The 23735-nt window shown below is 33.4% G+C and carries 19 protein-coding genes, 1 tRNA gene and 4 pseudogenes; 7 read left to right on the top strand and 17 right to left on the bottom strand.

Annotation, left to right across the window (positions count from 1 at the left end; translation table 11 throughout):
• Positions 1-47: 47 nt before the first annotated feature.
• The 3 genes from OTK00_RS01385 (at position 48) to OTK00_RS01375 (ending at position 2752) form a co-directional block, all read left to right on the top strand.
• The gene (locus tag OTK00_RS01385; protein ID WP_268760811.1) at positions 48-215 is read left to right on the top strand and encodes a hypothetical protein; all 168 of its coding nucleotides are present in this window, start codon (positions 48-50) and stop codon (positions 213-215) included.
• Between the two features lie 27 nt (positions 216-242).
• Positions 243-452 carry a divergent polysaccharide deacetylase family protein gene (locus OTK00_RS01380; RefSeq protein WP_045168397.1) on the top strand — a complete coding sequence of 70 codons (210 nt, stop codon included), beginning with the start codon at positions 243-245 and terminating at the stop codon, positions 450-452.
• Between the two features lie 86 nt (positions 453-538).
• Complete coding sequence (locus tag OTK00_RS01375; protein WP_045168398.1) at positions 539-2752, top strand: hypothetical protein; 2214 nt, start codon at positions 539-541, stop codon at positions 2750-2752.
• A gap of 86 nt (positions 2753-2838) precedes the next feature.
• Here OTK00_RS01375 and spoVG read toward each other — a convergent pair whose 3' ends face one another.
• Both spoVG and purR read right to left on the bottom strand, forming a co-directional pair.
• Entirely contained in the window at positions 2839-3105 is a 267-nt protein-coding gene (spoVG, locus tag OTK00_RS01370) for a septation regulator SpoVG (protein WP_045168399.1), read from the bottom strand.
• 121 nt (positions 3106-3226) lie between these two features.
• Positions 3227-4045: a pur operon repressor gene (gene purR, locus OTK00_RS01365; RefSeq protein WP_045168400.1), complete on the bottom strand. Its 819-nt coding sequence runs from the start codon at positions 4043-4045 to the stop codon at positions 3227-3229.
• Between the two features lie 204 nt (positions 4046-4249).
• On the opposite strand from purR, the gene murC reads away from it, so the two are divergent.
• Positions 4250-5617, top strand: a complete 1368-nt coding sequence (gene murC, locus OTK00_RS01360) for a UDP-N-acetylmuramate--L-alanine ligase (RefSeq protein WP_045168401.1) — start codon at positions 4250-4252, stop codon at positions 5615-5617.
• Between the two features lie 237 nt (positions 5618-5854).
• Here the strand turns inward: murC and OTK00_RS01355 are convergent, their stop codons facing one another.
• Entirely contained in the window at positions 5855-6127 is a 273-nt protein-coding gene (locus OTK00_RS01355; RefSeq protein WP_045168402.1) for a Veg family protein, read from the bottom strand.
• A 347-nt stretch (positions 6128-6474) separates the two neighbouring features.
• Between OTK00_RS01355 and OTK00_RS01350 the strand changes: the two genes are divergently transcribed.
• Positions 6475-6567 (top strand) — tRNA-Ser (locus tag OTK00_RS01350).
• 305 nt (positions 6568-6872) lie between these two features.
• Here the strand turns inward: OTK00_RS01350 and OTK00_RS01345 are convergent.
• A complete protein-coding gene (locus OTK00_RS01345; RefSeq protein ID WP_045168404.1) occupies positions 6873-7067 on the bottom strand; it encodes a hypothetical protein in 195 nt (64 codons plus the stop codon).
• A 123-nt stretch (positions 7068-7190) separates the two neighbouring features.
• On the opposite strand from OTK00_RS01345, the pseudogene OTK00_RS01340 reads away from it, so the two are divergent.
• A pseudogene (locus OTK00_RS01340) lies at positions 7191-8424 on the top strand (IS256 family transposase).
• A 44-nt stretch (positions 8425-8468) separates the two neighbouring features.
• Here the strand turns inward: OTK00_RS01340 and OTK00_RS01335 are convergent.
• The 7 genes and pseudogenes from OTK00_RS01335 to OTK00_RS01305 form a co-directional block, all read right to left on the bottom strand.
• Positions 8469-9458: a hypothetical protein gene (locus tag OTK00_RS01335; protein ID WP_045168405.1), complete on the bottom strand. Its 990-nt coding sequence runs from the start codon at positions 9456-9458 to the stop codon at positions 8469-8471.
• 23 nt (positions 9459-9481) lie between these two features.
• Positions 9482-9766: a hypothetical protein gene (locus OTK00_RS01330; protein ID WP_268760810.1), complete on the bottom strand. Its 285-nt coding sequence runs from the start codon at positions 9764-9766 to the stop codon at positions 9482-9484.
• Positions 9767-9844: 78 nt separating this feature from the next.
• Entirely contained in the window at positions 9845-10033 is a 189-nt protein-coding gene (locus OTK00_RS01325; RefSeq protein ID WP_268760809.1) for a hypothetical protein, read from the bottom strand.
• Between the two features lie 384 nt (positions 10034-10417).
• Entirely contained in the window at positions 10418-10552 is a 135-nt protein-coding gene (locus OTK00_RS01320; RefSeq protein WP_268760808.1) for a hypothetical protein, read from the bottom strand.
• A 45-nt stretch (positions 10553-10597) separates the two neighbouring features.
• Positions 10598-11827: pseudogene (locus OTK00_RS01315) on the bottom strand (IS256 family transposase).
• Between the two features lie 188 nt (positions 11828-12015).
• Positions 12016-12363 carry a hypothetical protein gene (locus OTK00_RS01310; protein ID WP_045168406.1) on the bottom strand — a complete coding sequence of 116 codons (348 nt, stop codon included), beginning with the start codon at positions 12361-12363 and terminating at the stop codon, positions 12016-12018.
• A gap of 141 nt (positions 12364-12504) precedes the next feature.
• The gene (locus OTK00_RS01305; protein ID WP_045168407.1) at positions 12505-12789 is read right to left on the bottom strand and encodes a hypothetical protein; all 285 of its coding nucleotides are present in this window, start codon (positions 12787-12789) and stop codon (positions 12505-12507) included.
• A gap of 309 nt (positions 12790-13098) precedes the next feature.
• Between OTK00_RS01305 and OTK00_RS01300 the strand changes: the two are divergent.
• Positions 13099-14421 (top strand): annotated as a pseudogene (locus tag OTK00_RS01300) (ATP-binding protein).
• Here OTK00_RS01300 and OTK00_RS01295 read toward each other — a convergent pair.
• The 6 genes and pseudogenes from OTK00_RS01295 to OTK00_RS01270 form a co-directional block, all read right to left on the bottom strand.
• A pseudogene (locus tag OTK00_RS01295) lies at positions 14356-14810 on the bottom strand (DNA adenine methylase); the annotation flags it as partial. The pseudogenes OTK00_RS01300 and OTK00_RS01295 sit on opposite strands and share 66 nt — an antisense overlap.
• Before the next feature lie 147 nt (positions 14811-14957).
• Positions 14958-15773, bottom strand: coding sequence for a hypothetical protein (locus tag OTK00_RS01290; protein WP_045168408.1), 816 nt, complete (start codon positions 15771-15773; stop codon positions 14958-14960).
• 185 nt (positions 15774-15958) lie between these two features.
• Positions 15959-17707 carry a DUF262 domain-containing protein gene (locus OTK00_RS01285; protein ID WP_045168409.1) on the bottom strand — a complete coding sequence of 583 codons (1749 nt, stop codon included), beginning with the start codon at positions 17705-17707 and terminating at the stop codon, positions 15959-15961.
• Positions 17708-17845: 138 nt separating this feature from the next.
• Positions 17846-20938: a type I restriction endonuclease subunit R gene (locus OTK00_RS01280; RefSeq protein WP_045168410.1), complete on the bottom strand. Its 3093-nt coding sequence runs from the start codon at positions 20936-20938 to the stop codon at positions 17846-17848.
• A gap of 2 nt (positions 20939-20940) precedes the next feature.
• Positions 20941-22281, bottom strand: a complete 1341-nt coding sequence (locus OTK00_RS01275; protein ID WP_045168411.1) for a restriction endonuclease subunit S — start codon at positions 22279-22281, stop codon at positions 20941-20943.
• Between the two features lies 1 nt (position 22282).
• Positions 22283-23728 carry an N-6 DNA methylase gene (locus tag OTK00_RS01270; RefSeq protein WP_198525713.1) on the bottom strand — a complete coding sequence of 482 codons (1446 nt, stop codon included), beginning with the start codon at positions 23726-23728 and terminating at the stop codon, positions 22283-22285.
• Between the last annotated feature and the right edge of the window lie 7 nt (positions 23729-23735).

Here is a 23735-nt window from a genome sequence, read left to right as displayed (position 1 = left end):
TCAAATGAATAATTTATTATCAGAAGATCAACATCTTTTGAAAAATCATGAAAATAAAAAGACATATTCTTATTGTTATCAAAAAAGCAAAGCTGAGCCAGCTTTTTTCCCCTTTGCTTGCTGTATTCTGTCTTATTGTTCTTGCTCTTGTTTATATATTCTACAATCCAAAACCACAAACAATTGAAACCTCATCCTCACCCCCGCCTATGTAGCTTTAATATTTGAAGATGCAGGAATGGATGAAGAAGAGGTCCAAAAACTGCTGCTTTAAACTTCTTTTCAACCTTGCAAAGAAAAAAGGCTTTGCAGTGGGAATAGGACATTTGGGTCAGGAAGGTGGACTTACAACCATTGAGGCGTTTAAAGAAGCATTGAAAGATGCTCAAAGTGAAAATATAAAATTTGTGTTTGTATCTGACATTCTCAAATTGATTAAACAAAACAAATAAGATTTTTAATTGAATTTTGTCAACATATCACATATAATAATCCAGAAACTACTTCGTAAAAAAGAAAGGAGCTACCTTCAGAAAAGATGAGAAAGCTTGCAAAATTTTTGCTTGTTGTAATTGCGGCAGCACTTTTTTCAAAGCCAGCATACTCAGCAGGTATGCAAACACAGCTTGAAAAGACACATTTCAAAATTGAAGCAAGAGGAAATGAAGTTGAAATATCAAGAGGAAATCAGCTTGTTGCCAGGATTCTACCCCCGGAGTTTTTTGATACCTCCACACCTAAAAAAGAAGAAAGTTTTACGAAAGATATACCCTTTATAGAAAATCAAACCATACCGTGGAGGTTTGAAAAAAGCGAACCTTCTGATATTATGTTCCTGACAGAGGGAAAAAACAGGATTTTAAAGCTTGACTTTCATACCATCAATGTGTTTTATAAAATTACCTCACCATATATTTCTTTAAAAGACGAATATCAATCTGCCACTTTGCAGTTTGATTATAAAGTGGACTATAAAACTTCAAATCGCAAAGAAGAAAATATCAATCTTGAAATATCAATTTTAAATCAAAGCAAAGCAAAAGTACTATCTCTGGCAGAAAAAATAAAGCTTTCGCCCGGCTGGGGAACATTTAAGACATCCTTTTCTTTGCCAGTTGATGCAAAATATATAACTTTCGAAATTTCACAGACCGACACCGGCATTCAAACTGCACAGTTCAGAAACTTCAGGGCAAGTTTTATCAAACCATCAAGGTATACATTCCTGCTCAGGCGTGTTGAAAAGTACAACAACCTGATAGAGCAGGAGTTTGAAAATGACTATCAAAAGGTGACCAGGAAAATATTCTTATCCTCTTCAGAGGATGTTATAAATATTGAGGAGACCTTAAAGGCAAAAATAGACCACCAGGTTTTCAAGGAATATTCGCTGGTTGTGTTTGAATCAAAGCCACTTTTTATCTTAAAACGTGATTATTCACTTTCTAAATTTACAAACCCTGTATATGTAACAGATTCTCTTTCCGATTTTTATCTCAAACTTGAAAGCTGTTCAATTGGCTATGCCAGCAATTATGATTCTATCGAAACATACAATCTCAAAAACAAAGCAGATGTATACCTGTTTTTTTCAAATTCTGAAGATATCAAATATTTCCTCATTGGAAAAAATAAAGAACATATATGGACAACAACACAGCTTTTTAGAAAAGGCTTTGAAAAGTCCTTTGCTTACTCTATCTTTCCATCCGACTTTGTTTATGCTATAAAGTCACGCGCACCCGATGGCAGAAAAGGTATTTTGGTGTTCTCAAATCATTCTGATTCAAATATGATTTCCATTATAAAAGCGGTTATGTTTGGAACAACAGATACAAAAGACAGTTCATACATGAAAAAAGGATTTGCTGGGTACAATATTCCAGTAACATGGGGATTTTTTTACAAATCCACAAAAGGAATACCTGGCTTTGACAACCCTGAATACAAAAGTTTAATAGAATCTATTGCTAAAAAAGGAATGGAAGTTGTCCTGCACACTGCATCACCTGTTGCAAAAGAAAACACACCCGAGCTTATTCAAAAAGCCCTTGAGGCTACATCATATTTGAAACTTGATGACTGGATAGACCACAGCATTTCGGATGGCACCCGCTGTGGAGATTTGAAAAGTGAAGGTGCTATTAAGACAAGTAAAAATTACACATTCGACCTGTTTTTAAAGCACGGCTATAAATACTGCTGGTCATACCTTGATATGAAACTCAGCCATCTTAACATGCTTGAGCCCAGCCAGACAAACAAACATCCTCAAATCTTTTTCAAAAACTACAACTTCGGAGAAGGGGATTCTCTGTACCAGTGGAATTCTGTCAGATATAGAAATTTACTTACAATGCTGACAAAGTCCGAGCTTGAAAAATTTGTTTATGAAAACGGGGTTTGTATTATCCATGACTACTTTGCTCATCCCATGCAAAAAAATAAGTTCTTTATAACAAAAAATAAAAATGTATATATTTCTCCTCAATTTGACTATAGTTTGAGGCTTGTTGCTTATTTTTCTTCCAAAAAACTTCTGTGGGTGCCAACTGTAAAGCAATTTATTGACTATGAGCTTGCCCTCAAAAATGTCATAATTTCTCCAATTGATAAATCAACATTACTTGTTGATAACAAAAACACTTTTGACATAAGAGGTTTTACTTTTATCCTCCCTCAAAACGGGCAGAAAAAAAGGATAATAACAAATCTTGTGCCAGGCATTAATATAATCACACTTCCTATGTAAAATAAAAAAGGTTTCTACCTTTCATTTATGCTTATCAAAAACGGGTAGAAACCTTTTCTTTTTCTTTCCATTCACCTTATGATAATCTATTCTCCAGCTGAAATCACAGCTTCATATTTTTCGATTACCGCCTTTTGTACCATATCACGTGTTTCCTGATTAATTGGGTGCGCAATGTCTTTAAATTCTCCCTCAGGTGTTTTTCTGCTTGGCATTGCAATAAACAACCCATTTTGCCCTTCAATAACCTTAATGTCATGCACAACAAAACAATTATCAAATGTCACAGATACAATCGCCTTCATTCTCCCCTCATTGGTAATCTTTCTAATCCTTACATCTGTCACCTGCATAAAGTCCATCCTCCATGTTAAATTTTTCTGTATTTACTTAATATAATTCTACACTTCTCAATCTTTCCCTTTAATATTTTAGACAAATTTTTCTTCAAATTTGTTGCATTTTATATAAACTTTATAAAATCGCATCCATATTTATAGAAAACTCTATTTCCCTATTTTCCGCATCAAGCTTTTCCAGAATCAAAAGACTTTTGTAGTCTATATCAATGCCCTTTTTATCCTTTGTTGCAATCAAAACACCTACTCCCACAAGTGAAGAGTCAAACTCACCGAGCAGGTCCTTCATACCACGGACAGTCCCTCCACCGCGCATAAAATCATCTATAAACAAAACCTTTGAACCCCTTTTTATAGCCTTTTTAGCCATTGTCATTGTTTCAATCTTGCCGGTTGTCCCGGAGATGTAAGAAATATTTACTGTGGAGCCTTCTGTGAATTTGCTTCCGCTTCGTGCAACAACCAGAGGCTTATTGAAATACTGTGCAACATAGGACGCAAGGGCAATTCCTTTTGCTTCAACAGTTGCAATATAGTCTATTTCCTTTTCTAAAAAAAGCCTCAAAAAAATCCTGGCTGCTTTTTTTATTATCTCAGGAGAAAATACAATGTCATTGATATAAACAAAACCGCCGGATACAATCCTCTCGGGGTTTTGAAGCTCATTTTTTAAAAAATGTAAAAATTCTATTTCATCCTCTTTTTTCATGACTGGAATGTAATAAACGCCGCCCGCAGCACCGCTTATAGTCTCAAGCCTGCCCTGACCGGCTGTAGTAAACACCTTTGAAATAAGATCAATATCCTCACTTAAAGTTGATTTTGCACAATTCAGCTTTTCACAAAAAAAGCTCAAGCTAAAAACTTTCATTGGATTTTGTGTTAATATATTTGTAATATATACAAGCCTTTCGGCTTTCCCCGCTTTTTCCATAGTAAATTGCACCCCTCCACTATTAAAAGCCCAAATGTTGAAAATAATTATATCATAATTATCGAATGATATAAAGAAAAATCATACGAACGTTCGAAAATTTAAAAATATTTTAACAATTGCAACAAAAAAGAAGTATAATATAAAATAGCAGGGGAATTTCAAGACAGTAAAATCTTTGTTTTTGGAGGTAAGTTTCGAAGAATGGATAAGTTCTTTTTGATCGGCATTGGTGGAATATCTATGAGTGCAATAGCGCTCATTCTTAAAAATCAGGGGCATATTGTCGAAGGTTCTGATATGCAAGAGAGCAAAACCACAAGGATGTTGAGAGAAAATGGTATTAATGTTCATATAGGTCATGATGAAAATCACATACAGGGTGATGAAACAGTAATATATACAGCGGCTGTGGCAAAAGACAATCCAGAACTTGTAAAAGCAAGGCGCATGGGGCTTAAAGTTTATGAAAGAGCCGAGTTTCTGGGAATGCTTATGAAAGATTATAAAAACGTCATTGCAGTTGCCGGCACACATGGAAAAACTACAACCACATCAATGATAGGATACATCCTTAAAAAAGCGCTTTTAAACCCCACAATCCTGGTTGGAGCATTTGTGAAGCAGCTTGGCGGAAACTTCTGTATTGGTTCAAACCAGTATATGGTTGCTGAGGCATGCGAATATGTCGACAGCTTTTTAATGTTCAATCCAACCATCGGCGTAATTTTAAATATCGACAACGACCATCTGGACTATTTTAAAGATGTCAACTCAATCATAGAGTCATTCAGGAGGTTTGCAGAAAAAATTCCACCAGATGGTTTTGTGGTTGCAAATCTTGACGATGATAATGTAGTTTTGAGCCTGAAAGATTTAAATCAAAAAGTGATATACTTTTCCACCAAAACAGCCACAGATTTCTGGGCTGACAATATAACTTCCTGCAATGGCTACTATGAATTTGACATTCTCTCTGCGGATTCAAAAATACTTTCACATATTAAACTTAACATTCCAGGTTTTCACAATGTTTACAATAGCCTTGCTGCTTTTGCAGTTTGTTATCTTTTAGGGATTGATCCAGAAATCATAAAAGAAGCTATCTCTGAATTCTGTGGTGCATCACGAAGACTTGAGAAAATGGGTAACCTTGATGGTATTCTTCTTTACGATGACTATGCACATCACCCGACAGAGATTCAGGCAACAATCAGCACTCTGAAAAAATTAACAGAAGGACAGGTTATTGTAATATTCCAGCCGCATACCTTCAGCAGACTTAAAAGTCTTTTGCCAGAATTTGTTAATAGCCTGGCAATGGCTGACAGGGTTATTGTAACAGATGTATATGCCGCAAGGGAAAAGAATGTATACGGTATTTGCTCAAAAGATCTATATGAAAAATTGAAAGAAGCAGGGGTTGAATGTGAGTATATAAGCCAGTTTGAAAAGATAGCCGAGTTTGTTTTAGAAATAGCCCAGAAAGGAGATATTATCGCAACAATCGGTGCAGGTGATGTAAACAGATGTATAGATCTCATACTCCAAAAATCCCCTGTAAAGTCTTAAAGCAAAAAAAGAAGCTGCCTCAGAAAGGTAAATATAAAGCACTTTTTTGAGGCAGCCTTTTATATAAAATATAAAAATAAAAAAGAGCCTATTCTCACAGCATAAGAATAGACTCTAATTTCAGCAGTTGACAAATCAGTTTTTTTGGTTATAATTAAAACGTACAGGGAAAATTGATTTTATCTTCATCTTACAAAGAATGAGATCTTTCTGTGCAACTTTGATAAAAACCTGTTTTTACATAATATTTACCTTTGTGTTTGTTTTACAAAGTATTATTTCAACTGTATTAGTTATAAGATCTGAGTAAGTATAGGTCACACACCTGAATTGTTTGCATTCTCTGTCAACAGGAAACCTGACCACAAATATGTTTGAATAGGTGTTTTCTAAAATACCTTCTACTTCAATCATCTTTTTGCGTCCTTTGTTAGCACGGACAAGAACTTTTTCGCCTTTGAGGGCTTCAATGTCCTTTTTGATTTGCTGAAGGTGCACCCTATCGACCACCTTAACATCACTGCCCCTCTTAAAAATTATTAAATTTTGAAGCTACATTGCTATTTTTCACCATTTTACTACATTTTAAAACATTATTTATTATATCACTATTCTTTTTTTTTGTAAATAGAGGGGGTCAATATTATAGATTGTTTTTTAAAATATGTCAAGAAGGCGATTTGGGAAATTTCTTTGAAAATATCAGCAAATGCAATGTTATATCCGCAATTTTGATTATTTTTCTTATTAATTCTCACCAAAGAGATTTGTTGAAACAGGGCAAGTGCAATCTGGCGATTACCATTGCCAAAACTTAAAGTTTGGTTTATAATTAATAGAGTGAAAATAATAGAGGCGGAGAGATGGCCGAGTGGTCGAAGGCGCACGACTGGAAATCGTGTGTACCCCCAAAAGGGGTACCGAGGGTTCAAATCCCTCTCTCTCCGCCATTAATATTTTTCGGAATTCTCATGTATCTACCACCGAAGGGTATACATTTTCCAGTGCAATTTTTCTAACATTATATACTGGTACAACTTACAACAAAAAGAAGGAGCGCTGTTTCAATCACTCCTTTTCTGTGTCAGAAATAATAAGTAATCATCAATACTTTTGAACATTTCATCCCATTCCATCTGTTTGAACTTAAACCCAGACTCAGCAAGCATATACTTCTTGACTTTGTCAGTTGGAAATTTAAAAAGCTTGAGAGTACTGGAATTGGAAATAAAAGAGTGGGAAATTTGTCACTACACTATTTCTTTACCCCATATTTTTCTATTGCTTCCTCTATCATCATCAAATTCTTTGGCATATCTATCTTCATAACCTGCAATATTTCCTTCGCTTCTTGCTCTATCTTCGCCTTCAGTAAAATCTTCTTCCCTTCTACATCTATTTGCATAAAATTCATCGAATTTATTGCTTCCTTTATTTTCTCACTACTCATATCTTTTCCCTTTTCCCTTAATTTAAATTCCAATGTCTTTTCTAACAAAAATGCCAAAAAACAAAGGGAGTTAAAATAAAATTGTGTCTACTGTATAATAAAAATTAAAGGGGGTCGATTACAATGGAAAAAGATATCATTTTTGAAACAGCTAAAAACATGGCAACCCAAGCAAGTATTAAATACGTATTGCTCTCAAGATGACCCTAATTGCCCAGCTCTTAAAAAGCTTTTAGAACATTTGTTAAACTGCTATTTGGTTATCAGAACGAAAAATCTACCTTGATAAAAACCAGAATGATAAAAATTAGCGGCTTTTATGATCGCATGCTTTCAACCCCAGTAGGTAACCTCGAACTCTCAGTACCACGAACAAGAACCAGTAATTTTCGTCCATCTGTCTTGCCTGAGCCATATAAGAGGGTTGATTTATCTTACACCAATCTACTTTTGTCTTTGGTTGTAAATAGGCTTTCTCTGAAAGTTTGCTAATTCAACCCCTTAAAAGTCTTAACTTACCTTACTCAAAAGAGGAAATAATTAAAATTAAAAATGACCTTAAAAGTAAGCTTCAGCTTTTCAAACAAAGAGAACTACCTGAAAATGCATTTGCTTTTTTCAATTGATGGCTACCATTGTGAAATCAGGGTGAGCTTAAAAGTTAAACAGGCTACCTCCTATGTTGTTTCTTTTCATCGATTTAGAAGGTAAAAAAGATATCTTTGGGATTTACACCTTCTTTGGCAAAGAAAACAAAGCTGACAGGAATGAAAGTTTTCGAAGATTTAATCTCAAGGGGACTAAAAAAAGTTTTAATAATTGTAAGCGATGACTTCCCTGGTATCATAGATGCAGTTAAAATCGCTTATCCTTATACCGACCTTGAATTTGCTTTTGTCCACCTACAACGTAACGTAAAACAACATATGACAAAAGAAGATAGCTCAAAATTCAATAAAGAATTAGAAAAAATAAGATTATCTTCTTCTGATATTGATAAAGCTGTTTCTGCTTTTAACCAACTTTGCAATGAATACACACCTAAAATATCCTCGCTTTTTAAAAGGACTTTTAGATAAAGCTGAATATTACTTTGCTCATATAAAATATCCTGAGGAAATTAGAAAGCATATTTACGCTACTTGTGCAGTTTGATGGCATAAATAGCATAATTAAAAAAAAGAATAAAATTGGGCGGATATTTTTAATCAACAGAAATTCTTGAAAAATTTGCTTTCAAAGAGAGAACTTTAAGCGAGGTAAATGGAAAAATGGGGCACCTCTTATTAAACACCATACTTACGAAATCTTACAACTTTTCAATTTACGCTATGAATTGGATACACAAAATTCTTGATAAGTCTCCTCCTCTGAGTTTTTGGCCGTACTCCAAATATAATTTCATATTCTGTTATTCCCGGGATGTCTTCCAAACAAATATTTATAGGAAAATTTCCACTTTGAGCATATGACAATAATAGCGGTTAGCAGAAGTAAAAATATTGCAATCATAGTATTCTGCGCTCTTTCTCTTCTGGCAGCAGCAAAGTATAATGTGTTTGAAGGGTCTTCCCCTCCTCCAATCATCATCTTTTCAGGTGCTTCTCTAATCAATCTACTTCTTTCTTCTATCGCGTTTAAAATTTGAGCTGGTTTTTTATTCAATGTATCTTTTATTATACCAAAATCCCATATATAATTTTCGTAACCTTTTACACCGGCACACCACCAATTTCCATCACCTGATACAGCGTACAAATTCATCTCTTCAATATTGACAATTTTTACATCACTCTCAATGCCCTGCTGTGCCAGATATTTTTCCAAATTATTTACTGCCCTGCCCAGCGAATCATTACCAAACACTCCATCATTCACTACATAATTATTCGTTTCATCATTCCATTCGATAAGAAGGTATCCAACAGGTATATTATCGTAATATATAATTCTTGCCCAGCCATTGTCTACAAATTCAGTGTTAAAAACATCTTTCCAGGAGTTAAATCTCAAATTTTTAACTTTCTCTTTTACCTCATCTCTTATAACATGATATGGACGCCCATTTTCAGCTATCTTAACTACAGTTGGAATATGAAATACCCTGCAATATTCATACTCTTTGCTCAACTTAAATTTTTCAATGTCATACGGTCCATTGATATTTGTTACTTCATTTAACGATTGCAGCGTAGGTGAATCTTTTTCTCCATTTTTCACAAAACAACTAACAAATAACTTGAGCCACTCTTCTGCCGAAACCTGCCTTCTAAGTACATTTGTTTCATCATTGTGTTTGACTGAAAAGTCTGCTCTGGCAGAGGAAAATGTCGTAATGAAAAGCAATAAAAAGGTCATTGCAAAACCAATATATACCTTATTCTTTTTCATTCTAATTCCCCCCTGTTAAATCATTATGGTCTAAATACTCTTATCGCATCTATGTAATCCTTGTAATTGTCGTTATCCCTCAACTCAGAATCAGCAATACTAATTACTTTACCTTCAGCTGGATCCATAACCATTATAAAATTTTGTAGATATCCATTTGAGTCAAAATATTGCCATATACCATTTAAAACAACAAAATGATTTTGATTTACTGTTGCTGTAATTTTTAATCCTATTGGACTTCTATAATTCACAATTTGCTGTCCAATTTGCCCATATGAAATTACAGAACCACTTACTGGTATCATGCGTGAAGAACCAACACCATAATAGCTAAGGGCTCTTTGTATATCATAAAGAGATGCACCTTTATTCACATAGCTTCCCTAAATATATTTCACTATATCCCACTGTGTTGCCTCTCGCCCAAAACCTAAATAGTTTTTGCAATAGTACAATATCGACTCGCTCCCTGCTGCCCAGCACCACTTTGAGTATGCCTGCATTACATTTTTAACCGGAAGTTCAACATAAGTAACTATATTTTCTGCAAATACATCATTAAGGTTCAGCAAGAATAATGTAAAAATAAAATAGCACTAATCACTATTCTTTTGTGTCTTTCCTTTTTTAGTAATTTTCTGTTCATATCTCCTCACCCTTTCTTTTTTAATTATATTTCATTTAAAAACCTTTAATTATAATTTATAACTGCTGTTTTAAATTTCAATTCACAATATTGTTTTTTTTTTAATTTTTTGCACTAAATTTTGCATTATTTTGTTTTTTGTCAAAGACAAAAATTTGCCCTGAATTACTTGTTATTTTTTAAATTAATCTAATAGTTACATTTTTAACTTTAATTACACTCCAGTAAAACAAACATAAATCCGAAGAGAAAAAACTTAAATGACAGTTGTAAATGGATTCAAAGTCTCTTTTATTTACATAAAAACCTCTCACAAAGAATGGTCAAGTCCAAATTTTTGTGTAAAATCCCTCTGGTTAGAATATGGACCTTCTTTATCAGCACCGTTCAATTCATTATACTGCCTACGACCATTGCGTGAAAGATATACTACTGTCCTTGACACCAATGATCTCCAACAGTTATTAAAAACTCACGGTGGTAATAAAGGTTATTTCATTGAAACAACCTTGTCCTTCACTTTTTCCATAATTCCTTTTTGCCTCTCGAAATACTCTGTCAATATTCTTAATACTTCCTCCCTGAAGCCCATTTCTCATCCTGCTCCATTAACAAAGCTCCTATTAAACGAATACCAGACTCTCGGTTTGGAAATATTCTTATAACTCTTTCACGACGACGAATTTCTTCATTTAGACGTTCTAACATATTAGTAGTACGAAGTTTCCTTCGATAAGGCTCAGGAAGTTCTAAAACTGCTATTGCGTCTTCAAATCCTTCTTCTAAAATCTCCATTGCTTTTGGAGCGGTATCTTTATATTCATCTAATACTTGATTTAATAGCATTCTTGCTGCTGAGGGATCTGGTGTTTCAAATATGGCTCTTAGTTTGGCATGTAATTCTCTTTGTAAAGCCTTTGAAGACTTATCAAGGATATTTCTCATAAAATGTGTTTGGCACCTTTGCCACGTAGCTCCCTGGAAGTGCCGACAAATAGCTTGTACAAGGCTACTTATGATGATCCGAAACTACTAAATCAACTCCATGGAGCCCTCTTTGCTTCAGCCATGAAAAAAATTCACCCCAGCTTTCTTCTGATTCACTGTCTCCTATCATAAGACCTAATACTTCTCTATAGCCATCTTCATTTATGCCTACAGCAATTAATACGCTGCGTTGACAAACACGTCCCTCTTCTCTTACTTTTATCACTATTGCATCAACTATAACAAAGGGAAAGCTTTTTTCTTTTAAAGATCTTGAATTCCACGCTGTAATAATAGGATCGAGATTTTTACAAAGCTCGGAAATTGTAGATTTTGAAAATTCAGTCCCACAAAGTTCATAAGTGATTTCTTCGATTTTCCGGGTAGATACTCCATTTACCACCATCTCCATCAGTGCTAACAAAAGGGCCTGCTCACTTCTCTGGTAACCAGCAAAAAGATCAGTGCTAAATTTACCATTACGGAGTCTTGGAACTCTTAAAGTAAGAGTCCCTACCCTGGTAATTAAACTTCTTGAATAATAACCATTTCGATAATCCTGTCTTTCTTCTGTCCTTTTATAAGGTTCAGCTTTAACTTGTTCAGTAGCTTGAGCTGCTAAAATTTGATTAAGTACAGATTCTAATAATTTAGCTAACTTTTCATCTTTTGTTCCTTTTACAAAAAGATAATGCAAAATTTCAGAGTCTATGGTAATATTGTATTGAGCCATTTCCTATCCCTCCAGTTAGATTTTTGTTCTGTTTCTATTTCTATTCTAACCATAGGGTGGGAAATGGCTCAATCCTTTACACAATTACATAGACTTAACTCCCGACTTTGGGATTCAGAATGAAAAGTTAATTGTAGAAAAATACTATAAAAAGCGTAACAAATGCTTGTTTTCTACTACCATATCAATCAAGAACCTTTTTGATTTTTCAGCTCTTCCAAAACTTTATTCGGATTCACTCCGAATCTCTCAAGTGAAGCAAGAATCCCCAGACACACTGTAATATGAGCAAAAACCCTTTCGGCTAACTTTTTCCCTCTCTCAACTGTAGAAAATTCTATGTAGTTTTGCAATTCGCTCTCCACATCCTCTTTAGAAGAGATGAACATTTCTTTTAGCTCATCAAAAGACCTTGCAACAGGCCCAAGCTTAATATAAGTCCTTTGTGAACTCTTAGTAGCAGTCCACTTTAGATACAAAATAATAACAGCAATGCCCCCTACGAACCCGGTTATAAAAATAAATGTGTTATACAAATCATCACTCCCCTTCAAACTTGATTATACCACATCAAACAATCTGTTATTTTATACGAATTACAAATTGTTTAAAGAATAACTACATTTTATTAAACTCACCTCCTCTCTTCTATGTTATTTTAAATTTTTGCAGGAATTTTAATACATTCTGACAGGAACTGTGCTGCGCCCGTTTAAAACAAACCTGTCATGCTGCCAAATGGACTTGAATAAGAAAGGCAAATCGTAGAACTTTCTTTGAAGATGAGGTTTTTGTTTGTAATGGTGCAGACAGAACGGTTTTGTTGAAGATTCATTGTATTCTATAAGCCATTCATCACAGATAGTTCTCACTCTCACAACCCAGGGTGTAACCTCATACACTCTAAATCCGTACTTCTGAGCCAGCCTTGTTGCTTCTTCGAACAACCAGTTCTGGCTCAAAAAATCACATCCTTTCTTTTGATATTTTATTTTCAATCTTCTAAAAACTTTTTACTTTTTTCCTTTTAGCACTCTGCCCTCCTTTCAAATCACTATCTGTTTTTTATACTGCAAAAAGTAGCCAATTTTTTATTATATGCAAAACGGTATTATAAAAAAGTTCAAATTTTATGCGAAGTTATTAAACAAGAATTGGCTTGAAATTGAAACAGGGTAATTTAAAATAGTATAATATCCTGTTAGTAACTCACTTTTCAAACGTCCAAACCATCTTTGTCAAAATAAACAGCAAAGGAGACAATGTAAGATATGAGTGAAAAAATAAAGATTTACAGATTGTGCTTCGAAAGTCTAAAAGTTTACCGGAACCTTCTTGAGGATAGGGTGCTTAAAAGTCTGTACAATCTTATTTGCCACATTGACGACCAAAATCAGGATTTTAAAAAAGTTTTAAACCTGTACAGTACATTTTACTATAATCTTTTAGAAGCGGGCAAAGGATGCAGTCTGAAAGAATACATTATCGAAAAGATTTTGTTTGGTGAAAATACTTTTGCAAAATTAGCATCAAATGCTATCGGTAAATCAATGATAGACCAGTTTATCGAAAAAGCTGCAAGCTGCGATTTGGACTGTCTTGAGTTCATCTAAAATTTTTCTGCAAAAGAAATAGAAGATTATCTAAAAGAATCTTCTGCTATACCCGATTTTTTAGCCGAAAGTTTTCTGGATGTCAAAGGTACAAATACTATGCCGCAAAATGCCAATGATAATTTTATAAAAATCATCATTGAAAAGTTTTTGAATGTATCCCCCTGGAGCAGTTTAATTGAAGATCTTATAGAATTTTACAAACAAAATGGTTATGGGATTTTTGCAAGATACAAAGGCTTTTCATGGGATGGTGAAAAGCTTATCGGCATTGAGAATTTAGATCCAGTAAGACTTGATGATCTTGTAAACATTGAAAGGCAGAAAAAGATTGTTGTCGAAAACACTCTGGCATTTTTAAGAGGTCAGAGAGTCAACAATATTCTGCTATATGGCAGCAGAGGAAGTGGTAAATCTTCAACTGTTAAGGCAATTTTAAATGAATTTTATCATATGGGTTTAAGAATGGTTGAAGTTTTTAAAGACCAGCTTTATACCTTCCCGGAGTTAATAAGAATATTAAGAGATGTGCCACTTAAGTTTATAGCCTTTGTAGATGATCTGTCTTTTGAAGACATAGAAGAAAACTACACCAAACTGAAAGCCATTTTGGAAGGATCTTTGGAAGTAATGCCCCAGAATGTTGTAATATATGCAACATCAAACAGAAGACATTTTGTAAAAGAAAAATTTGATGACAGAAACACCTTTTATAGCGATGAAGTGCACTTTAAAGACACCCTGGAAGAAAAACTTTCTCTTGCTGACAGGTTCGGAATAATAGTAACATATACCTCTCCAACCCAGCAGGAATACCTTGCAATTGTTGAGGAAATTGCAAAGAAAAGGGGAATTGAAATTACAGAAGAGCTTTACAGGCTTGCCCTGCAGTGGGAGATGAACTACAACGGCCGCTCAGCAAGAACAGCCAAGCAGTTTGTTGACTGGTACGAAATGCAGATTAAAATGGAAAAGGGCTAAGGCATTGGCAGATTTGCACTTGGCCCTTCTGTAAAGTCCATTGTAACAGTGTCTGTTTAAATAGATCAATAACGCTGCTTTGAGTAAGTTTTCATTTTCGATTGCATCTATATTTTTTTTAATAGAATTGTAAAGCTCCCTTGCTTTGTAGTAATCATCTTCGACATTCTTAAAATCCAAATTTTTATATAGTAAACTACTTCATCCGGATAATATTTAATTACAGTGTAAAGGTTTATGAGTTTAAGATTAATATCAGAAACAATGGCATTCTTTAAAATTTCTCTATTATAAAGCTCTATCAAAAGTGCTCTGCCACTTAAGAAAAGTTCAAAATATGTGGAAAAATGGCTTGGTAGCTTTTCAAGTAAACTCTTTATTATCTGCCTTTTCCCACCCGCCTATTTCACTATAGCAACAACTTTTTGGCGAAAAAAAGTAATTTGAGCCCTCATTGCAGAACCATGCTCCAGATTTAAAATTAACTTTTGGTTTAATTATGGCATACATTTGTTCAATGTACAAGGTTTAATATTTTATTTGTTCTGCAAATTTTCATTAATATTAATCTTGTAAATATTTTCATTACAATGCAAAAAAATCTTGCTGAATTTCTCAGATACATTATTAATATCTATTTGTTTTGAACAAAACAACTCTCTTTCTATGTCATCCTTATTTATACTTGAAAAATCAAAATTTGAAAAGAAGCTGCAAAAGTTATCACTGATATCCAACAAAATCCATATTGGTAAATCTGATGGATATTTTTTCTCATATTTTTTATGCAAAGCTTTACAAATTGCTTTTACAAGCCAATCCTTTAAATTGTTGTTCGCCTCATTCAATATAAAAGAAGGTAACAACAATTTAACTTCTCCTGTCCCTTTAGAATTTGTACTTTCCTTCAATTCTATTTTAACACAATTATTACATATTCCGTTTAAACAATCTCCTATATCGTTTAATATTAAATTCAATTCTTCTAAATTCATATGCTTTATATTAGGATTTTTGAAAAATTTGCAAAATTTTTCTAACATTTCTTTATATCTCTTTTTTATTTCTTTACAGTCTTGAAGGTCTGCAACTTTACAGCTCGTAAAATCAATTTTTAAAATTTTACCAGAAGGAATATATCCTTTTAACTTTTTATTAAAACCTCTCATTGAATTGTAAAAACTATAATTCTCCAATTCCAACAAAGTTGCTTCAATATAAGCAATTTTCTCCCCGTTCTCATAGACAATAAAATCAGGCGGATCATTCTCACAAATTTCCAACTTATAACTTGTTCTTTTTTCAAACACGTTTTTTAAAAAATTTTCTCTTTCAGTTATCTGCCTTCCCAAACTAAACACCTCTCAGAATTAATATTTCATTTATCCAGAACTAACTCCCACCCCCTCATCAGCCAATCTTTTCTTTGCTCATTATTCAAAACCTCTTTTGGCAGCTCCTCTAATTTAACTTATCCGATATGTACCCAATACCTTTCAAATCTCATGACATACAGCCTTCTATTGAAATTTTTAGCTTATCCTATCAGCCTTTTTATCTCATTCAAAATTAACTTTTCTCGTTTATTTATAAATTTTTCAAAGTTCTCTTTAATCTCCGAAGGTGTCAGATTATCAGTAGTGTTTTTTAACAATAAATACATTTCTTCATCAATAAAATGACCCTTTAATATCTCTTTCACTTTTTGCTCTGCTTCTTGATCCGATAGATTTTTTGATTTTTCAATTTCAATCATCTTCCTTATATAATCACCTGGACTGCGACGGGATATGCTTCTGTTAGTATTTTCAAAAATCAATGTCCTGTTCATAACCGAGTCAACATCAACCTCCACACCTTTTGCTTTCAAAAAGCTCACTGGAAAAATATGATGGTCATCAAGCTGGTTAAAAGCAATGCTCTCAGGATAATAAAAATCCTTTGCTCCGTTTTTAAATAAAAGATTGAAAATCCCGATATATTTTGAACTTCCCTTTCTCCTAACTTCTTTTAAAGTATACACATTACTCTCCAATTGATTTCTTAACTTTTCTACAACCTCAGGTATTAAATTATTATTGTCAAACCATGCACATACTTCTTTGAAGTCTTTTGCCATAGCAGTTTCGGTAGAACCTGAATATCGTTCTGAAAAGACTGCACTCCAGTACCATTTTTCAATTTTATCTGTGTCAGGATGATCAAACTTTAAGAAGAAAGCAATCATCATTGTAACAATAGGATAATATGGTAACCACTTTTCAAAATCTACTATTCCAAAGTTATTTATCTGCAGCAAATACGGTAATACCTTGTTTTCTGCAATATCAACCACTTTGACCCAACTCTGGTCTGAAAGAATGTTATTATCTATCCTAAGCATCTCTCGCGAACTGATGTTTTTGTCAGCCGCTAATGCAAGAGCTTGAATAAATGAATATGGGACTGTGGTGTTGTCCATTCTTCCTGCAAGTTTTTTAATATTAACACTATTTTCAAATACTTCTTCCCACTTTTCTCGAAGTCTTATGAACTTGTAAAATCTTGCTACAAGAAGATCATAAATGGAAAGTTTTACACCACTTCTATTGATTTTTTCAAACAGTGCAGCAATTTCATCTGGTCTGCTATTGTATGATATACCAAGCGATAGAGTAAAAATGTTATATTTTATCATGTTATCAAGATAAACAAATATTTTATTTGCTTCATTGTCTTTAAATAATAATTTATACTCTCCAAACCATAATCTATAGAACTCCGGAATATCTTTAAACACTGTCAATGGCAATATTTTTTTCGCCTTTAAAACTTCAAGATTATATTCTCCACTTTGATTAACAATCTCCTTGAACTCTCTCCATTTTTTTGACCAGCTGAATACTGCACCTTCAATGTTATCTTCAGCAAGTTTTTCTAAATCAATAAAGAATGCATAAGGGTTTTCAGAATTACGTAGAGGAATATCAGGACTATATATAGCATAAAATAAAGATGTAAGTCTTTGTTGTCCATCTAAAATTAATATCCTGGGTTGTTCACATATTTGGGGATTTACTTTCTCTGCCCCTTCTACAAAAATCACCTTAAAAGGAACACTTTGAGGATTTGTTTCTAAAATCAAAAAAGTTCCTATAAACATACCTTGAAAAAGTGATTTTATAAGCTCTTCAATGTCATATCTTGTCCAAACAAAATTTCTTTGAAAATCGGGTAGCATACATTCACCATTATAAGCCTTTTTAACTAAGTCCAATAAGTTCATCTGTCCTTGCTGGAGATTCACCGCAAATCACCCCTAAAAATAAAACAAATTAAATTCTACCTAGCTTTTACAAACTTGAAAGCATAAATATCAAATTAGAGAATTGTATTGACCATCTAAATTTTTGAAATTTCTTGTGTTTTACATAAACAATTTATATTAAGCTGCAATACCATAAATCTTTTCTGCATGTTCTACAACTTCCTCAACAATACGTTCTATTTTTTTATATGAAACATTACTTAGATTAAGCTCAGACCTGATAAGCATTGTTTTTATTGTCTTTTTTATCTTGGCTTTGATATTGTCTTTTTTATTCCAGTCCACTATATTCACATAATAACCCAATTCTTTAACTATCTGCTTTGCAATTCTTTTGATCTCTTTTGAGTTGGCAAAGATTTTACCTTCCTTGCTTAAAAGATCGTAGAATGCAAGCTCTTCCTCCGAAAGATCTAATTCCATGCCACTTTCAACAGCTTTTTTAAAATCTTTAGCAATTTCAATTAAGAGGTCAATTATTTCTGCAGCAGTTATTAACTTTTTATTGTATCTTTCAATAACACTATTTAGTATTTCATAAAATGCACGATATCTAAAAGGATTTTTCTTATACCTATAAGTGATCTTATCTTTCAGTAATTTAGCAAGTAACTGGGCGGCATAATTTTTATATTGCATATTTTTAAATTGTACCAGAAAGTCCTCATCTAATATAGAAATTTCAGGCTTTTCTTTTTCCATCAGAGTAAATATATCTACTGGTTCCTCCGCTGAAATGCTTTTTGAAATTAACTGACTCATTTCATATTCAAGATCCCTAGAGACTTCCTTAATGCTTGCCGTTTGATATTTAACGATCATTTTCTTTATCATCTCAAAAAATTTTATGTCATCCTTAATCTTATACGCTTCAGGATGTGGACTTGCAAGAGCATAAAGTTTTTTCAATGCTACAAAGTTTTTAATAAACATCTTCTCAGTTTCTTTGTCTTTAGTCACTCTTTCATAACAAATAACAGTAAGTTTTGAAAGTTCTTCTGAAGAAAGTTTATTCCAATTTTTAAAATCAATACCGTGAAATATAGAACATACAATATCATGCTTCTCTTTGAGTTGATTAATAATTATTGTTATATCAGAAAGTATTTCATCTACTCTTTCAAATGCATAAATACCAAGAGATTTTCTCAAATTGTCTGCAATCCCGATGTAGTCTACAATTAGCCCACCGGGCTTATCTTTAAAAACCCTATTTACTCGAGCAATTGCCTGCATAAGAGAGTACCCTTTCATTGGTTTATCAAAATAAATTGTATGTAAACATGGAACATCAAAACCAGTAAGCCACATATCCACTACTATAGCTAAGACGGGATCTTTGCCGGGATTCTTGAAATTATTGGCCACCTCTTCAAGCTCAATATTATTTCTTATATGAGGATGATATTCCTCAGGATCTTTTTGTTTGTTGCCTGACATAACCAAAACTGTTGAAGGTGAATTAGGTTGTTTTATAATTTCATTGTACAACTTCACAGCAACTCTTCTTGAGATTGCAACAACAAGACCTTTACCTTCAATTTCATTTCTCCTTTTGTTAAAATGATCAACAATATCTTTTGCTACCTTCTTTATTCTTTCCTCTGCAAGCATTATCTCTTCAAGTTTGGCAAACTTTCTTTTAATATTTTCTTTAACCTCCGGGTCTCTGATTACATCTTCCGTAATTTCCTCAAACTCTTCATCAATTACTTCATTCATCAAATGCAATTCTGCAAGTCTTGCTTCATAATATATAGGGACAACTACATTGTGCCGTCTTGCCTTATCCATTGAATAAATGCTTACAGGTTCTCCAAAGACTAAGTATGTATCCCTATCCTCAAATTCGATAGGCGTAGCAGTAAATCCCATAAACGAGGCATTTGGAATTGCTTTTCTCAAATTCATAGCCAATTCCCTATATTGGCTTCTGTGTGCTTCATCAGCAATTACAACTACATTTTTTCTATCAGTCAAAAATGGGTATTCTTCATTATTTTTTCTGCCAAACTTTTGTATAGTAGTGAAGATAATTCCTCCTGCAATAGTCTTTATTGTCTCTTGTAAATCATTTATACTTTCAGCTTGTTTTGCGATAGGCATATGTGAAAAGATTTTATAAAGCTGATCATCAAGTTCATTTCGATCTGTAACAAATAAAATAATTGGATTTTGGAGTTCTTTTGATTTCAAAGCCTTACGAGCATAAAAATACATAGTGAGCGACTTTCCTGATCCCTGAGTATGCCAAATAACCCCTACTCTTCTTTCTTCAGGTTTGTTTCCTTTTGTGACACATTCTATTGTTTTCCTAATCGCTTTTCTTACCGCATAAAATTGATGGAACATAGCTATTTTTTTTGTAAAACTTTCACCAGATTTTTCATAGAAGATAAAATCTTCAATATACTCTAATAACCTTTCCTTTTGCATCAATCCTTTTATAAAAACTTCAAGGCTTGTATACCTTGCTTTTGTCTTTTTATGAATAAAAGAGAGGGAAATACCTTCTTCACTGCTTAAAACTTCAAGATCGTTATCATCGTCTATCCCTTCCCAAACAAAAAATCGTTCCCAATCACTCATAGGAGAACCATATTTAGTCTCCATACCATCACTTGCGACAACGAATTGAGCGTAGATATATAGTTGTGGAATATCTTTCATCTTTTCTTTGTGGTCATAAAAAGCGTCCTTTGCAGTTTCATTTGCGTTAAAGCTTTTGAATTCAAACACTGCTATAGGTAGGCCATTTGTAAAAATTACCAAATCCGGTCTTCTGGTTAAATTTTTCTGGTATTGATACTCTACTGTAAATTGATTGGCAGCCAGAAATTCATTATTTTCTGGTCTTTCAAAATCAATAACCTTTGCAATTTTTGTTTTTTCTTCTCTTCCATCTTTGATATTAATTTTAACTCCGTGAACCAGCATTTCATAGAAAAGTTTGCTTTTTATGATAAAATCTGGATGTTCAAGCTCTATTACTTTTTTATAAACTTCGTTTGCTTGCTTATCATCAAGCCATGGATTTATTTTTTTAATTGCCCGAACAAACCTGTTTTTCAAAACCACTTCTCTGTATGAGTCTCTTTCTCCAGATTCAGGACTTAAAGCTGAACCTTCAATATAAAGATAACCTATCTCCCTTAACCAATTTATAGCCGATTGTTCAACAAGATAATCCTCCGTAAGCCTGGCTTCCATGGCTATATCTCCTCCACTCTCAATTTTCCAAATACAAGTAAAGGTAACAGGGTATCCCTTACCTTTTTTAAGGTCATTATTTGTTTTTGGTTAAGAATTATCTTTTTAAATAGTGGCTCAATGAGATTATTAAACTTTTCTAAAACAGCTTGGGGAGGAATTAGAATAAATTTGTTTTTCTTGAAGTTTCGGATATCAAAGTGAAGAATGCTTGTTCCAGTGTGGAAAGTGGCTGTTTCTTCCCTTGTAAAATATAGATGGAGATACAAATAATATTTATAAAAATACTTAGTCGGCATTATTCTTACAATATCCATCGAATAAACCCCTTTGTCTAACTCATAGTCCGGCGGAAAAAAAACAATTCCTGGACTCCCCAGCAATCTTTCATCTTTTGTCTGCTCTGTATTAGGAATAATTAAATCTCCTTCTTTTATAAAGTGATGCTCTTTTATTCTATTGCTTTTTATCCAAGCATAAACAGGCTTAAATCCTCCGCCTTCAACAGCATTGTTAAGTGTGATAAAAATATAACTTCCCTCTACAGGTTCTTCTAACTTTTCCTTTCCAGTATAAGAAAGACCATTTCTGATTTCTGCTATTTTCCCTATTGCTTTAACGTCCCACCCTTTAGGAATCTCTCTCCCCAACTCCTCATTAAAAACAAGCTCTTCACCTTTAAATGGTTCAAAATCAACAAACCAGCTTTTAAAAATAGCCATTGCAGTTTTTTCTAAGATTTCATTTTGTTTTTTCTTGTTTTCTATAAGGTCATCAAACCATGATAAAATAGAAGCAATGCGTGATTGTTCAGAAAGTTCAAGTTTGGGAACTTTTATTGAATTTATAAATTTTTTGTTAATTCCGCCCTGTGCACTACCACTAATAGTATTTTGAATTAAGGTTTGTCCAACTTCCGAAAATAAGTAATAATAGAGAAACCTAGGATTATATTTGTTCTGATCCGTCTTTATCAAAAAAATATGCTCATTAACCATAGCCTTTCCTTCAGGCACATCTTTAACAAAAGCTAATTTTCCAATGGTTGCACCATCTTTTACAAGTAAAATATCAAATTTTTCGATTTTTCCTTTTTTTGATTTTTCGTAAAATTCTTTGTCAAATCGGAGACAATTCTCTAAAATCAATTCACCATCCCATGAAATATTTTCACCGCCAATGCTTAAAATTCCATTAGGATTATGGTTCAACTTACCACCTTTGGGTCTATTTCCACTCTCTAAACTTTTAATTACCCTTTCAAGATTTTCAACTTCCCAATTATTAGGAATCTCTCCTATCTCAGTTTCTTTAAACTCTGTCTCCCATCTAAACTTAACCATTTTATAACCTCCACCCTAAAGCATCAAAAACTTCTTTAATCTTTTGTGTTAACTCTTCTTCTTCCCTAAATAGCCTTGACAGTTCCTCAGAGTAGGTTTTCATTTTCTCTTCAAATGATTCATCTTCCTCATCAACTTTAATTCCAACATATCTTCCAGGAGTCAACACATAATTATTTCTTGCTATCTCCTCCAAAGTAGCAACCTTTGCAAAACCAACTTCATTTATTTTTTCCTCATCTTCTCCTCTTTCAAACATTTTGAACTTTTGAGCAATCTTTTCTATATGTTCATCGGTAAAAACCACTTGTCGTCTTGAAATAGGCTTAAACATTTTCTTAGCATAAACAAAAAGGACTTTCCCTTTCATGTGTTCCGGCTTACCATTTATTAAAAACCACAAAGAGACCGGTAAGCTTACGTTATAAAAAAGCTTTGGTGGACAAGCCACAATCCCATACACAAGATCATCTTCAATAATTTTCCTTCTTATCTCACCTTCTTGATTCCCACCTGATAAAGCTCCATTTGCCATAACAAATCCTGCTTTTCCATTTTGTGCCAGGTGGTAAATATAATGTTGTATCCAAGCAAAATTCCCATTGTTTTCTGGTGGTATGCCATACTTAAATCTTGGATCATCTGACTTAACTCTATCTGCTCCCCAGCCACTGTCATTAAACGGTGGATTAGAAACCACATAATCTGCTCTCAAGTCAAAAAACTTATCATCATGATAAGAATCACCTATCTTTATATCTCCTTCTACTCCTCTTAAGGCAAGATTCATCTTGCAAATTTGCCATGGCATTGGTTTTGATTCTTGTCCATAAATAGCCAACGCATTTTTATCTCTACCTTCTCTTTCCATCTTCTCTATTGCCGATATGAAAAATCCACCGCTACCACAACAAGGATCAAAAATTCTACCACCTTTCACATCTAGAATTTCAACAATAAGTCTTGTCAAAGACCTGGGAGTATAAAATTCTCCTCCCTTTTTGCCTTCTGCTTCTGCAAATTTACCAAGAAAGTATTCGTATATTCTTCCAAATATATCTTTTGCCTTATGTCCATTGCCAAAGTCAATATTAGTAAAAAGATTAATCAGATAGGCAAAATCGTGATGGTCAAGATTTATTCTGGTAAAAATCTTTGGTATAACATCTTTCAGTTGTCTGGGATATTCCCTCTCCAGAATTTCAATAGCATTATCTAAAATCTCACCTATATTTGGCTGATTTGCATTATCAACAAAGTATTCCCACCTTGCTTCCTCAGGAACATATAAAACACCATCTGAAAGATAATAATCTCTATCTTCTAAAGCTTCTTTTCTTAAACTGTCATAAGGAATATAAGATTCACTAACTTTATCTGCAAAATCTCTTTCTAATTCTCTTCTCTTTTCATCAAAGGCAAAAGAGAGATATCTAAGAAAAATCAACCCAAGA

The organism is Caldicellulosiruptor morganii (genome assembly GCF_026810225.1).
GTDB classification, from domain to species: domain Bacteria; phylum Bacillota; class Thermoanaerobacteria; order Caldicellulosiruptorales; family Caldicellulosiruptoraceae; genus Caldicellulosiruptor; species Caldicellulosiruptor morganii.
The sequence above is the reverse complement of the archived record's forward strand: the minus strand, read 5'-3'. Positions and strand labels throughout refer to the sequence as shown.

Bases quoted from the DNA above. Each gene is read 5' to 3' on its own strand.
- OTK00_RS01375 (WP_045168398.1), top strand. From the start codon at position 539: ATGAGAAAGCTTGCAAAATTTTTGCTTGTTGTAATTGCGGCAGCACTT.
- OTK00_RS01335 (WP_045168405.1), bottom strand. From the start codon at position 9,458: ATGAAAAAGAATAAGGTATATATTGGTTTTGCAATGACCTTTTTATTG.
- OTK00_RS01345 (WP_045168404.1), bottom strand. From the start codon at position 7,067: ATGAGTAGTGAGAAAATAAAGGAAGCAATAAATTCGATGAATTTTATG.
- OTK00_RS01330 (WP_268760810.1), bottom strand. From the start codon at position 9,766: ATGATACCAGTAAGTGGTTCTGTAATTTCATATGGGCAAATTGGACAG.
- OTK00_RS01280 (WP_045168410.1), bottom strand. From the start codon at position 20,938: ATGGAAGCCAGGCTTACGGAGGATTATCTTGTTGAACAATCGGCTATA.
- murC (WP_045168401.1), top strand. From the start codon at position 4,250: ATGGATAAGTTCTTTTTGATCGGCATTGGTGGAATATCTATGAGTGCA.
- purR (WP_045168400.1), bottom strand. From the start codon at position 4,045: ATGGAAAAAGCGGGGAAAGCCGAAAGGCTTGTATATATTACAAATATA.
- OTK00_RS01380 (WP_045168397.1), top strand. From the start codon at position 243: ATGAAGAAGAGGTCCAAAAACTGCTGCTTTAAACTTCTTTTCAACCTT.
- OTK00_RS01385 (WP_268760811.1), top strand. From the start codon at position 48: ATGAAAATAAAAAGACATATTCTTATTGTTATCAAAAAAGCAAAGCTG.
- spoVG (WP_045168399.1), bottom strand. From the start codon at position 3,105: ATGCAGGTGACAGATGTAAGGATTAGAAAGATTACCAATGAGGGGAGA.
- OTK00_RS01275 (WP_045168411.1), bottom strand. From the start codon at position 22,281: ATGGTTAAGTTTAGATGGGAGACAGAGTTTAAAGAAACTGAGATAGGA.